The sequence below is a fragment of the Mycobacterium bulgaricum genome (genome assembly GCF_041287165.2).
Lineage (GTDB): Bacteria > Actinomycetota > Actinomycetes > Mycobacteriales > Mycobacteriaceae > Mycobacterium > Mycobacterium bulgaricum.
In genome coordinates this window covers 676,121-688,881 of record NZ_JBGGKV020000001.1, presented here as the reverse complement: position 1 = coordinate 688,881, position 12,761 = coordinate 676,121, and the positions used below count along the sequence as shown (strand labels likewise).

Below are 12,761 nucleotides of genomic sequence, written 5' to 3'. Positions count from 1 at the left end.
CCTCCGCACGGGTACCGGACGGTCGCCAAGAGCCTAGCTCAATCGTCCCGGCGCCTACGCCGCCCGCCGCCCGACGGGGTGGCCTGCAGCCGCGCCATCAGGTCGGCGACGGACTGGCCTCCCGCATGGGCGCCGCCCTCGGCTTCGGGCTCCGCGGGTTCTGGCTCCGCTTGCTGCTCGGGTCCGGACGAGTGCCTGCCGCGGGGCGGTTCGGGCTGGGGTTCGGGATCGGCGGCCGGTGGTGGCGGCGGCCCCTCTTCGGGGGCGCGGCGCCTGCCGACGTACTCGCCCTGAGTGCCGTTGCCTGCCGGCGCGACCCAGTTGCTTCCCGGTTCGCCGGCCGGAATCCACTGTCCCTCAGCGGGAGCCGGCTGCCAGTTCGCCGCGGCCGGTGCCGGGTTCTGCGGAACCGGTTGCGGCGCCTCAGGTGTGGGTGGCGCGGGCGGCAGCCACGGGAACTGCGGCTGGGCCTGCGGACGCTGATACGGCGGGGCCTGGGGTTGCGGTGGTTGCGGCGGCGGAGCGGACGGCGGCGGGCCCTGCGGAGGAGGCGGCGCCCACTGCGGTTGCACGGTGTCGTCCGCGCGGCGACGCCGTCCCCCGGTCTGCTCGCCGGATCGGCGATGCGCTCCGCCGGCATCGTTGGGCGGCGGGGCCCACTCGCCTTCCGGCGGATGCGGCTCGGCCGGCACGTCAATGATGGGGCTCTCGTCCGTCTCGGGCGCGTGGTCCTCGATGTCCGCGATGGCTTTGTCGTCGTTCTCGGTGTCGATGCGGCTGCTGCTGACCCGCCCCGCCGTGCGCTCGGTTTCGATCGCGGGCCGGTGCGACAGGTCCGCATCGAACAGGTATTCCAGATTCGCGCGGAGCGCAGCCAGTTCAGCGCGAAGTGCAGCGACCTCGTCGGCTGACTGTGCGCGAATTTCCGAGGCCAGCTCACGGCGCAGGTGCGATTCGACCGACAGTTCGTACTCGCGTCGCGCCGAGATCTCGCGTTCCAGTTGCAGGTCGTACACCAGCTTGAGGTCGCGGACCTTCGCCTGGTCGCTGTCGCTCTGCCTGCGGTAGATCACCGAGACGAACGCGGCGACGACGGCGGCCCACAACGCGACGATCACGGCGAGCTTGAGCAACTCGACACGATTCGTGAAAACCAGCGCCGAACTGGCGACGATGGCGAGCACCAGCAACACCGTCATGAGAATCCAACCCGGCCTTCGGTTGCCGCGCCTGAGGCGGCCGCCGCGGGTCGGATCGATCATGGGGCGACTGTACCCGCCACAGGTCATCTCGCGTGTCGACCTCGGCGGCGATTCGGCCCGCATCGCGCCGATTTCGGTCAGCCCGGGGCCGGGTCGGCGTTCTGCGACGGATCATCTGGCGATGTGCAGCAATGCTGTAACCACATCGCCGCCACGACCAACGCGAGAGCGCACAGTGCGGCGACCACCGCACCCGAGGTGTCTTCGGCCGCCACCCGCAAAGAGGTGCGCCGGGGCAGCAGGTAGACGAGCACCGCGACCCACCAGCCCAGCACGACGCTGCCCATCCACGCCGACGCCTTGGCGATCACCACCGACCGCGCCACCGCGAGCGGGTGCAGCCGCCCGGCCCCCACCCCGATCTGCCCGTCGCGAATCTTGGCCCGCACGAAGAAGCCCCAGCCCGCCACGGCAACCGCGACGCCGAGCAGCGAGATCCCGGTCCACACGGTGATCGGGGGGAAGACGCGGTAGACGACGTACATCAGCAGGTAGCCGGCGACCGCGGCGGCAGCGACGGCGGCGGCCAGATCGCGTTTGCGGGTGAGCCCCATCAGTCGCCGTTCCTGAGACGTAGCCGCAGGTCGGTCGGACGCACGCCGGCCCTCTCCCCCGCATCGATTGCGTCCAGGCAGTCCGTGACGGCTCGTGCCGTTCCCGCAACCGTCAGTGTCGCAGCGGGATCGACGGCCAGCCACGGGATCAGCACGAACGCGCGCACCTGCGCGTACGGGTGGGGCAGGGTGAGGTCAGGGTCGTCGAGGAGCACCTCGCCGTCGGCGCCGACGCACGACACGAGGTCGACGTCCAAGGTGCGCGGGCCCCAGCGCTGCTCCCTGACCCGTCCCGCCGCATCTTCGAACTCGTGGGCGCGGCGCAGCCAACCATGGCCGTCGAGCAGCGGATCCTCGGCGATCACAACGGCATTCAGGAAAGGCTCCTGCTCGACGCCACCCCAGGCATCCGTCTCATAGACGGGAGACACGGCGGTCGCCGCGCGACCGAGGCCGTCGAGCACCGACTGCAGATGGGCCAGCCGGTCGCCCATGTTGGAGCCGATGGACAGGACGACCCGCGTCATCCGGCACCCCGGCCGCCTCTGCGCGACCGGCGCGCGGTGACGGCGACATCGTTGAACTGCAACGGGATCGGTGCGGACGGTTTGTGTACGACGACCTCGACGGCGTGCGCCCGCTCGTCGCGCATCACGTCGTCGGCGATCTCGCCGGCCACCGCCTCGATCAGCTGCCGCGGCGGCCCGGCCACGATCTCGGCGGCCCGCTGCGCGAGCACGCCGTAGTCCAGCGTGTCGGCCAGGTCGTCACTGGCGGCCGCCGCGGCCAGGTCGATCCACACCGTGATGTCGACGACGAAGTCCTGACCGTCCCGGCGCTCGTGGTCGAACACTCCGTGATTGCCGCGAACGGTCAACCCTCGCAACTCGATTCGATCAGCCATCAGATCCTGCCTGCCATGCCGCCACCACTGCCAGCGCGTCGACCGACGCGCGCACATCGTGCACCCGGACACCCCAGACGTGATTCCAGGCGGCGAGCGCCGACACAACCGCGGTGGCCGTCTCCCGGCCGGACGGCGGGCGGGGTGCACCGTCGGGCCCGGCGAGCAGCGCTCCCAGAAAACGCTTACGCGACGCGCCGACGAGTACCGGGATACCCGTAGCGACGAACTCGGGAAGAGCGTTCAACAACGCCCAATTGTGTTGGGCCGTCTTCGCGAATCCGAGACCGGGGTCGATGATCAGATTCGCCGGGTCGACGCCGGCGGCGACCGCCGCGTCCACCCCGGCCATCAGTTCGTCCCGCACCTCGCCCACCACGTCGCCGTACGCCGGCGCCTCGTGGGGACGAGTGCTGCCGACCGAACGCCAGTGCATGAGGATCCACGGTGCGCCGCTCTGGGCGACGACTCGCACCATGTCGCGGTCGGCCTTGCCCCCGGAAACATCGTTGACGATGTGCGCGCCGTTCTCCAAGGCTGCGCTCGCCACGGCCGCGTGCATCGTGTCGATGCTGACCGTTATCCCGGACTGCGCAAGCTCTTTGACCACCGGCAGGACGCGGGTCGTCTCGACCAGTGGGTCGATGCGGGTCGCTCCGGGGCGCGTCGACTCGCCCCCGACGTCGACGATCGCGGCACCCTGGGCGGCCAGTTCATGCCCGTGCGCGATGGCCCGGTCGCGGTCCAGGAAGAGACCCCCGTCGGAGAACGAGTCATCGGTGACGTTGATGACACCCATGACCTGCACGGCACGGCTCACTTCCGCAGGATCAGGTCCAGGGCTTCGGCGCGAGATGCCTTGTCGGTTTTGAACTGTCCGCGAACGGCGGACGTCGTGGTCACCGCGCCCGGCTTGCGGATGCCGCGCATCGCCATGCACAGGTGCTCGGCCTCGATGACCACGATCGCTCCGCGCGGGTCGAGCTTTCGCATCAGCGCGTCGGCGATCTGCGCGGTGAGCCGTTCTTGCACCTGCGGCCGCTTGGCGTAGAGGTCGACGACGCGGGCGAGTTTCGACAGGCCGGTCACCCTGCCGTCGACACCGGGGATGTAACCCACATGCGCCACACCGTGGAACGACACCAGATGGTGTTCACACGTCGAGTACATCGGAATGTCCTTGACCAGCACCATCTCGTCGTGTTGCTCATCGAACATCGTGGTCAGCACATCGTCGGGATCGGTGTAGAGACCTGCGAAGATCTCGCGGTAGCTTCGGGCCACCCGGGCGGGGGTGTCCTGCAGACCCTGCCGGTCCGGATCCTCACCGACGGCGATCAACAGTTCGCGGACCGCGGCTTCGGCGCGGGCCTGATCGAAATCGCCGGTGGTGATCGTGGCCGAATGATTGTGCGACCGCGTCATCGAAGTCTCCATTCAGATGTGTCGGCCAGTGTCAGTCCTGGCCGGACGGGCCGTTGCGCCCGTTCTCCCTGCCGCCCTCGTGGCCGGGTTCCTCCTTCTGGTTGGGTGCGGGTGCACCGCCGTAGGGAGTGTGTTGCCCGGGCTGCGGGTACGGCTGATACGGGGGATATCCCTGGTACGGGGCGCCGTGCGGACCCTGCCCCTGCCATCCGCCCTGCGGAGGCGGCGGGTACCAATAGCCCTGCGGCTGTTGCTGATTGGGGCCACCCTGCTGAGTGGGGCCGCCCTGCTGCGGACCGCCCGGCGGAGGTGGCCAGCCCGGCGCGTGCCAGCCCGCGGGGGCGCCGTAGTCGGGCTGGGTCGGCCCGGTGCCGGGCGCGCCGTTGGAGCCCTGGGAACCGTTGCCGCCGTTTTTGTGGGCCCGCTCGGCCGCGGCCTTCGACGCCTGCGCGATCGCCACCTTGAACGCAGGCTCCGGGACCGGCTTGGGCCACGGCTCGCCGCGCTCGATCGCCAGCTCGCCCGGCGTCTTGATCGGGGGCTTGTCCGACGGCACGCGGCCGCCGAAGTCGTCGAACATGGTCAGGCGGGGGCGCTTCTTCACGTCGCCGAAGATCGCCTCGAGCTCGACGCGGTGCAGCGTCTCCTTCTCCAGCAGCTCACCGGCGAGGGTGTCGAGGACGTCGCGGTACTCGGTGAGGATCTCCCACGCCTCGGTGTGGGCGGCCTCGATGAGCTTGCGGATCTCGTCGTCAATGATCTGGGCGACCTCGTGGCTGTAGTCGGCCTGGGTACCCATGGTGCGGCCCAGGAACGGGTCGCCGTGCTCGCTGCCGTAGCGGACGGCGCCGAGCTTGGAGCTCATGCCGTACTCGGTCACCATCGCGCGGGCGATCTTCGTGGCCTGCTCGATGTCGGACACCGCACCCGTCGTCGGCTCGCGGAAGACGAGCTCCTCGGCGGCGCGTCCGCCCATCGCGAACACCAGGCGCGCGATCATCTCGGAGCGGGTCATCAGACCCTTGTCGTCCTCGGGCACGGCGACCGCGTGGCCGCCGGTGCGTCCGCGCGCGAGGATCGTCACCTTGTAGATCGGTTCGATGTCAGGCATCGCCCACGCGGCGAGGGTGTGTCCGCCCTCGTGATAGGCGGTGATCTTCTTCTCCTGCTCGCTGATGATGCGACCTTTGCGGCGCGGCCCGCCGACCACGCGGTCCACTGCCTCTTCCAACGCGGGTCCGGTGATGATCGTCGCGTTCTCGCGTGCGGTGAGCAGGGCCGCCTCGTTGATGACGTTGGCCAGGTCGGCGCCGGACATGCCGACGGTGCGCTTGGCCAGACCGTCGAGATCCGCGTCCTCGGCGATCGGCTTGCCCGCCGAGTGCACCTTCAGCACGGCCCGCCGGCCGGCGAGGTCGGGGCTCGACACCGGGATCTGCCGGTCGAAGCGGCCGGGTCGCAGCAACGCGGGATCAAGGATGTCGGGCCGGTTGGTCGCCGCGATCAGAATGACGCCCTGACGGTCGCCGAAGCCGTCCATCTCGACGAGCAGCTGGTTGAGCGTCTGCTCGCGTTCGTCGTGGCCGCCGCCCAGACCGGCACCGCGCTGACGACCGACGGCGTCGATCTCGTCGACGAAGATGATGCAGGGGCTGTTCTGCTTGGCCTGCTCGAAGAGGTCGCGCACGCGGGAGGCGCCGACACCGACGAACATCTCGACGAAGTCCGAACCGGAGATCGTGAAGAACGGAACCCCGGCCTCACCCGCGACGGCGCGCGCGAGCAGTGTCTTGCCGGTTCCGGGCGGGCCGTAGAGCAGCACGCCCTTGGGAATCTTCGCGCCGAGGGCCTGGTAGCGGCTCGGGTTCTGCAGGAAGTCCTTGATCTCGTAGAGCTCCTCGACCGCCTCGTCGACACCGGCGACGTCGGCGAACGTGGTCTTCGGCATGTCCTTGGACAGCATCTTGGCTTTGGACTTGCCGAAGCCGAATCCCATCCGGCCGCCGGACTGCATCCGGGAGAACATCACGAACAGGCCGACGAGCAGAAGCAGCGGCAGCATGTAGATCAGCAGCGTGCCGAGGATGCTGCTCTGGTTGACCACGGTGTTGGTCTTGGCGTTCTTGGCCTGCAGCGCCTCGAACAGCGTCACCCCGTACCCCGTCGGGTACTTGGTGATGATCTTGTTGCTGTTCTCGGTGTCGCCATTGCCGTTCTTCAGCTCGAGACGCAGCTGCTGCTCGCGGTCGTCGATCTGCGCACTGTTGACGTTGTCGCTGTTGATCTGCGCCAGCGCGACCGAGGTGTCGACGGGCTTGTACCCGCGGGTGTCGTCGCTGAAATAGAAGAAAGACCAACCCAGCAACAGCACCACGGCGATCACCGTGAGCGTGCGGATCACATTCTTACGATTCATATGAGTATCTGGCCGGCGGTCGTCTCCCCGGCCCAATCCTTCCAATACGCGCAGCTGGAATAGTCAAGGCTACCGCTAGACCAACGTCTGGAAGTTCCCGACGGTTGGGCTGCTCGCGCCCAGTGTGCATCCGGATCGCGAATTCGGCTGAAATCGCGATCGGTGCGCACACTGGAGGGCATGGCAGCCGGCCTCTTCCAGCGCGACGTCGATACCAACGGTGTGACCCTCCGGGTGACCGAGGCAGGCGAGCCGGGGGCGCCCGTCGTAGTGCTCTGCCACGGCTTTCCCGAGCTGGCCTTCACCTGGCGGCATCAGGTGCGGGCACTGGCCGATGCGGGCTTTCACGTGCTGGCGCCCGACCAACGCGGCTACGGCGGATCCGACAAACCCGCCGCTGTCGACGCCTACGACGTCGCCACGCTGACCGACGACGTGGTCGGACTGCTCGACGACGTGGGCGCCGAACGGGCGGCGCTGGTCGGCCACGACTTCGGCGCCGTGGTGGCCTGGGGCGCCCCGCTGTTGCGGCCCGAGCGCTTCTCGGCGATCGCCGGCCTGAGCCTGCCGCCGGTGCCGAGGCCGAAAGTGCCCACCACGCAGGCCTTCCGCCGGGTCTTCGGTGACCGGTTCATGTACATCCTCTATTTCCAGGAGCAGGGGCCTGCCGACGCCGAGCTCGACCGCGATCCCGCGACGACGTTTCGGCGGCTGTTCGCGATGGGCGGCAGCGGCGAGGCGCTGGTCGGCGACGGAAAGGCGCGAGGCTTCCTGGACCGCATCCCCGAACCGGGAGGCATTCCCGACTGGATCAGCCAGGGGGACTTCGATGTCTATGTCGACGAGTTCACGCGCGGCGGTTTCACCGCGCCGCTGAACTGGTATCGCTGCTTCGATCAGAACTGGGAGCTGACCGCGGACACGCCCGCCCCGACGATCACGGTGCCGTCGCTGTTCATCGGAGGCAGCGAGGACGTCACGCTGGCCTACACGCCGCGCGACCGCGCCGGCGAGGTCGTCACCGGCGACTACCGCGAGGTGATCATCGACGGCGCGGGCCACTGGCTGACCGAGGAGCGGCCCCACGAGGTGTCACGCATCCTGCTGGACTTCCTCACACCTCTGCGCTGACGTCCCGCGCCATCCAACGGCCGCCACATACTCGGGTGTGATCGCAGTCACAACCGGGTATTCCGCCCACGTCAATATCGGTGGCGACGGGGGGCCCAGTGATGCGACGACCGACGCTGCGTAAGCCGAGAGCGATGCCTCCCGACGATCCCGCCCTCATCGCCGCCGCGCGCGACGCGTTCGCCGAACTCGGCCCGCAGGCCGGCCTCGATGACATCGCCGACCACATCGGCGTCAGCGCGGCCATCCTGCTGCGGCACTTCGTCGATCGGGACGGATTGATTTCCGCCGTCCTCGACGACCTCCTCGGATCCCTCGCCGACGACCAACAGGCGCCGGAGCCGGCGGCCGGACCGAGCCGTTCCCGCTACGCCGTCGCCCCACTGGTCGCCCTGGCCGCCGCGCTCCCTGTCGCACACCCACCCGCCGCCTCCGCGGCGACGGCGATCGACTCGGCGCCGAGCAGCGTCATCGAGGTCACCCCGCTGTGGCCCGTGTGGTCGCTGCGGGACGCGCTGCAGGGGTCGCTGTGTTCGTCAGGCGGCTGCGACGTGATGCCCTACCTGCCGTTCTCCACCACGGCCGGGGTCCATCTGCTGATGGATCGGCTGGCACCGGCCGACCAGGCCCGCGCCGCCGCAGCCGCGAACACCGTCGTGTTCGGCTTCAGCCACGGCGCGGTGGTCGCCGGACGGTGGATGAGTCAGCATGCCGGCGACGTCGACGCTCCGAGTCCCGACCAGTTGTCGTTCGTGCTGATCGGAAATCCGCGGCACGGGTACGGCGGCAGGCTGCCCGCGATGCCGCAGACGCAGTACAAGGTCCTCGACATCGTCCGCCAGTACGACCCGATCGCCGACTTCCCCGACAACCCGTTCAATCTGCTGGCGTTGCTCAACATCGGGGGCGGCGTCCTCTCACGCATCCACCTCGACTACACCGGCGTCGACATCGACGATCCCGCCAACACGGTGTGGACCGAGGGCAACACCACCTACGTGTTCGTGCCGACCGAGAACCTACCGCTGCTCGCGCCGCTGCGGATGCTCGGATTCGGTTGGCTGGCGGATGTTTTGAACGATCCGCTCAAGGAGATCGTCGAGCAGGCCTACGACCGCCCGTACCTCGCTGAGCCGCCGGAACCGGCCGAGGACGCCGCCGAGGACGTCGCAGAGGACGCGGATGAAGCCGCCCTCCTCGCGGCCGACGAGGACATCCCGGAGTCCGCCGCGTCCGCCGCTGACGATGACACCGACGCCGCAGCCCGCCCGGACAGCGAGCCGCCGGGTGACGGTCCCGGCGGCGAGCGGGAGGCGCCCCCGGACGAGACCGACGCCGCGCCCGCCGACGAGGACTCCGACGACGTGCCCGACGTGCAGCCTTCTGCTGACGACACCGCGCCGGAGGAGTCCGCACCGACAGGCGACGACGACGCGCAACCCGACGAATAACCCATCCGCATCTACTACCGGGCTAGGGTGCCGGGCATGCCGACTTCAGCGGGTGCGAGGAAAGTCAGGAACTTTGCGATCGCGTTGGCCGCGGCGGCGACGACGGTAGCGGCGTCGACGGCCTGCGATGCGCAGAGCGCTCCGACTCTGGAGCCGAGCCCGGATACCCGCCAGGTCACGGTCGTCGGCTCCGGCGAGGTGCAGGGCACCCCGGACACGTTGACCGTCAGCGCGTCCATGGAATTCCTGGAGGCCGATGCGACGTCGGCGATGAACCAGACCAACCAGCGTCAGCAGGCGGTGATCGACGGGCTGGTCGGGCTCGGCATCGACCGCAAGGACATCGCCACCACGGCTGCCGATCTGCAGCCGCAGTACGGCGCGGACAGCACCGCGATCGCGGCCTACCGCGCGACCAATTCCGTCAACGTCACGATCCGCGACCTCGACAAGGCCTCCGAGGCAATCGGTCTGGTCGTCAGCACCGGCGGCAATGCCACGCGCATCAACTCGATCGCCTACTCGATCGAGGACGACTCGCAACTCGTGCGCGACGCCCGAGCACGCGCCTTCGAGGACGCCAAGGACCGCGCCGCACAGTACGCCGAGCTCTCCGACCTGACCCTGGGCAAGGTCATCTCCATCTCCGAATCGGGCGGCGCGCAACCGCCCGTGCCGATGCCGATGCAGTCGCCGCGCGCATTGGAGGCTGCGGTGCCGATGGAGCCGGGCGAGCAGACCGTCGGCTTCTCGGTGACGGTGATCTGGGAACTGACCTAACTCGCCGGCCCGACCACGACCGGGATCCCGTTGAGCACCGCGGTGCCCGACAGCGGGTCCAGCACCGACCCGTCGTTGAGCTGATTGGCGTTCACGCCCGGTTGACGCGCGGCCAGCGTCTGTCCGGTGCCGGACCGGTTGTGGCCCCACCCGTGCGGCAGAGACATCACGCCGCGCCGGATGTCCTCGGTCAGCTCGACCGGCACCACCAGCTCACCGCCGGGGCCCTTGACGATCGCGGTGTCGGTGACCCCGAGTTCGGCGGCGTCGTCGGGATGGATCCGTAGCGTGCACTGGTTGCTGCCGCCGGCGAGTGCGGGCAGGTTGTGCATCCAGCTGTTGTTGGACCGCAGATGCCGCCGGCCGATCAGCACGTACCCGCCTGCGGCCCGCTGATACAGCGCGTCACGCAGCCGAGCCGTATCGGAAACACATTGCGGCGGTGCGAGTTCCACCTTGCCCGACGGTGTCCGCAACAGATCCGGGAGTCGGGGTTGCAGCGGGCCGAGGTCGATGCCGTGCGGCGCCGCCTTCAGTCGTGCCAGCGTCAGACCGTCGGGCCTGGCGCCGAACGCGTCGCCGTACGCCCCGAGGCGCAACATCATGTCCAGGCGACGCTCGTAGCCGGGGCCCGGGGGCAGCATCGCCGTCAGTTCGTCGACGGCACGGCCGGCCACCGGGGAACCCTCGTCGGCGGTCTCCTTGGCCAGGGTGGTCGCGATGACCTGTTCGTCGACCAGCGACGGATCGGCGTCGTAGCCGATTCCGTAGAGCACCAACGCGATTCGTGACAGTATCTCGGCTTCGTCCGGCCTGCCGTCCAGCGGCAGCGCGGGAGGCGAGTAGCGCGCGTTGTTGCGGACCGCGAGGCCGTTGAGCGCGAAGTCGAAGTGCGGGCTGCGCGACGGTGGTGGCGGCGGCAGGATGACGTCGGCGTGCCGTGTCGTCTCGTTGAGATAGGGATCGACACTCACCATGAACCCGACGCTGTCCAGCGCGCGGTCCAACCGGTCCCCGTCGGGCGCGGACAGGACCGGATTGCCCGCGATGGTGATCATCGCCTTGATCTGTCCGTCTCCCGGCGTCTCGATCTCCTCGGCGAGTGCGGCAACGGGCAACTCCGACAACACTTCCGGATGACCGGAGACACGGCTGTGCCAGCGTCCGGTGCGGAATCCGCGGCCCGGCCGATGACCGCGCGGACCCGCCGCGATCGGCGACAGCGGGAACATCGCGCCGCCGGGCCGGTCCAGATTGCCGGTCAGGATGTTCACGACGTCGACCAGCCAGCTGCCCAGCGTACCGAACTCGACGGTGGAGGTGCCCATCCGTCCGTACACCGCGGCGGTCGGGGCGGCGGACAGTTCTCGCGCCAGCGTCGTGATCTCGTCAGAGTCGACACCGCAGTAATCCGCTACCGCCCCAGGCGCGAAATCCTTTGCAAGAAAGCGTACTTCGTCGACTCCGGCGATGTACTCGGCCACCGAGCCGAGGTTCACGAGGTTGTCCTCGAACAACACGTGCACCACCGCGAGAAGCAGTGCGGCGTCGGTGCCCGGCCGGGGTGCGAGGTGGCGGTCCGCCAGCTCGGCGGTCCGCGTCCGGGCAGGGTCGATGACGACGAGCCGCCCGCCGCGCTTGCGCAGCCTCCGCAGCTTGCCGGGAAAGTCAGCCGCGGTGGCCAGGCTGCCGTTGGACACGAGCGGGTTGGCCCCGATGACAACCAGGTAGTCGGTGCGGTCCAGATCGGGTACCAGGAAGGCCACCGGGCTGCCGAACATCAGCCCCAGCGACACGTGCTTGGGCATCTGGTCCAGGGTGCTCGCCGAGAACACCTGATGCGTGCCGAGCCCGCGGATGATGAGCGGCGGATAGAGCGCTCCGGCGACGGTGTGGGCGTTCGGATTTCCGAGGTAGACACCGACCGAGGTGCCACCGTGATCGCGGACAGCGGCGGCGAGGCCGTCGGCCATGGCGGCGAACGCCGCCTCCCACGTCGCTTCTGACAGCACCCCGTCGCGGCGGACCAGCGGCGCGGCGAGCCGGTCGGGATCGTTGTCGAGTTCACCGAAGCTCGCCCCCTTGGGGCAGATGAAGCCGGCGGAGAAGACGTCGTCACGGTCACCGCGCGCGCCCGTCACGCGACCGTCGTCGATGGTCAGCGTCAGGCCGCAGGTGGCCTCGCAGAAAGGACAGATGCGCAGGGCTGTTTCGGTCACGCCTGCATCATGCGCCGCGGGCTAGTGTTCGTAAACCTTCGGATCCAGCGTGCCGATGTAGGGCAGGTCGCGATACCGCTCGGCGTAGTCGAGTCCGTAGCCGACGACGAACTCGTTCGGGATGTCGAAACCGACGTATTCGATGTCGACGTCGGCGCGGACGGCTTCGAGCTTGCGCAGCAGCGTGCACACCTTCAGCGAGCGCGGCCGGCGGGTGGCGAGGTTGCGCAGCAGCCAGGACAGGGTCAGACCCGAGTCCACGATGTCCTCGACGATCAGCACGTCGCGGTCGTTGATGTCGCGGTCGAGGTCTTTGAGGATGCGCACCACACCGGACGACGACGTCGACGAGCCGTACGAGCTGACGGCCATGAACTCCAGCTGGGTGGGCAGCGGGATCGCCCTGGCGAGATCGGTGACGAACATGACCGCGCCCTTGAGCACCGTGATCAGCAGCAGGTCCTGTCCGGCCCCGGCGGCGCGGTAGTCGGCGGCGATGAGCTCTGCGAGTTCGGCCGTCTTGGCGTGGATCTGCTCTTCGGACAGCAACACCGATTTGATGTCGCCGGGATACAGGTCCGCAGCATGCGCAGGCACGTCCACAGCGTAACGGGAGAGG

At 69.1% G+C, this 12,761-nt stretch carries 12 protein-coding genes; 3 read left to right on the top strand and 9 right to left on the bottom strand.

What is annotated here, in order from left to right; all coding sequences use genetic code 11:
* Nucleotides 1-38 precede the first annotated feature (38 nt).
* The 7 genes from ACAG24_RS03385 to ftsH all read right to left on the bottom strand — a co-directional run bounded on the left by ACAG24_RS03385 (nt 39) and on the right by ftsH (nt 6,561).
* The gene (locus ACAG24_RS03385) at nt 39-1,262 is read right to left on the bottom strand and encodes a DUF6779 domain-containing protein (protein ID WP_370471260.1); all 1,224 of its coding nucleotides are present in this window, start codon (nt 1,260-1,262) and stop codon (nt 39-41) included.
* 77 nt (nt 1,263-1,339) lie between these two features.
* A complete protein-coding gene (locus ACAG24_RS03380) occupies nt 1,340-1,816 on the bottom strand; it encodes a DUF3180 domain-containing protein (protein ID WP_370471259.1) in 477 nt (158 codons plus the stop codon).
* Nucleotides 1,816-2,343 (bottom strand): 2-amino-4-hydroxy-6-hydroxymethyldihydropteridine diphosphokinase, encoded by a 528-nt coding sequence (folK, locus tag ACAG24_RS03375; RefSeq protein WP_370471258.1) that lies wholly within the window; start codon nt 2,341-2,343, stop codon nt 1,816-1,818. Before folK ends, ACAG24_RS03380 begins: the two co-directional genes overlap by 1 nt.
* Nucleotides 2,340-2,720, bottom strand: coding sequence for a dihydroneopterin aldolase (gene folB / locus ACAG24_RS03370; RefSeq protein WP_370471257.1), 381 nt, complete (start codon nt 2,718-2,720; stop codon nt 2,340-2,342). Before folB ends, folK begins: the two co-directional genes overlap by 4 nt.
* A complete protein-coding gene (folP, locus tag ACAG24_RS03365; RefSeq protein ID WP_370471771.1) occupies nt 2,713-3,519 on the bottom strand; it encodes a dihydropteroate synthase in 807 nt (268 codons plus the stop codon). Before folP ends, folB begins: the two co-directional genes overlap by 8 nt.
* Before the next feature lie 17 nt (nt 3,520-3,536).
* Nucleotides 3,537-4,145, bottom strand: coding sequence for a GTP cyclohydrolase I FolE (gene folE / locus ACAG24_RS03360; protein WP_370471256.1), 609 nt, complete (start codon nt 4,143-4,145; stop codon nt 3,537-3,539).
* 31 nt (nt 4,146-4,176) lie between these two features.
* A complete protein-coding gene (ftsH, locus tag ACAG24_RS03355; RefSeq protein ID WP_370471255.1) occupies nt 4,177-6,561 on the bottom strand; it encodes an ATP-dependent zinc metalloprotease FtsH in 2,385 nt (794 codons plus the stop codon).
* Between the two features lie 180 nt (nt 6,562-6,741).
* On the opposite strand from ftsH, the gene ACAG24_RS03350 reads away from it, so the two are divergent.
* The 3 genes from ACAG24_RS03350 (at nt 6,742) to ACAG24_RS03340 (ending at nt 9,923) form a co-directional block, all read left to right on the top strand.
* A complete protein-coding gene (locus ACAG24_RS03350; protein WP_370471254.1) occupies nt 6,742-7,692 on the top strand; it encodes an alpha/beta fold hydrolase in 951 nt (316 codons plus the stop codon).
* A gap of 134 nt (nt 7,693-7,826) precedes the next feature.
* Complete coding sequence (locus ACAG24_RS03345) at nt 7,827-9,143, top strand: PE-PPE domain-containing protein (RefSeq protein WP_370471253.1); 1,317 nt, start codon at nt 7,827-7,829, stop codon at nt 9,141-9,143.
* 36 nt (nt 9,144-9,179) lie between these two features.
* Nucleotides 9,180-9,923: an SIMPL domain-containing protein gene (locus ACAG24_RS03340; RefSeq protein WP_370471252.1), complete on the top strand. Its 744-nt coding sequence runs from the start codon at nt 9,180-9,182 to the stop codon at nt 9,921-9,923.
* Here the strand turns inward: ACAG24_RS03340 and ACAG24_RS03335 are convergent.
* Both ACAG24_RS03335 and hpt read right to left on the bottom strand, forming a co-directional pair.
* The gene (locus ACAG24_RS03335; RefSeq protein WP_370471251.1) at nt 9,920-12,142 is read right to left on the bottom strand and encodes a molybdopterin-dependent oxidoreductase; all 2,223 of its coding nucleotides are present in this window, start codon (nt 12,140-12,142) and stop codon (nt 9,920-9,922) included. The genes ACAG24_RS03340 and ACAG24_RS03335 overlap by 4 nt on opposite strands.
* A 21-nt stretch (nt 12,143-12,163) precedes the next feature.
* Nucleotides 12,164-12,739: a hypoxanthine phosphoribosyltransferase gene (gene hpt / locus ACAG24_RS03330; RefSeq protein WP_445206160.1), complete on the bottom strand. Its 576-nt coding sequence runs from the start codon at nt 12,737-12,739 to the stop codon at nt 12,164-12,166.
* Nucleotides 12,740-12,761: the final 22 nt, after the last annotated feature.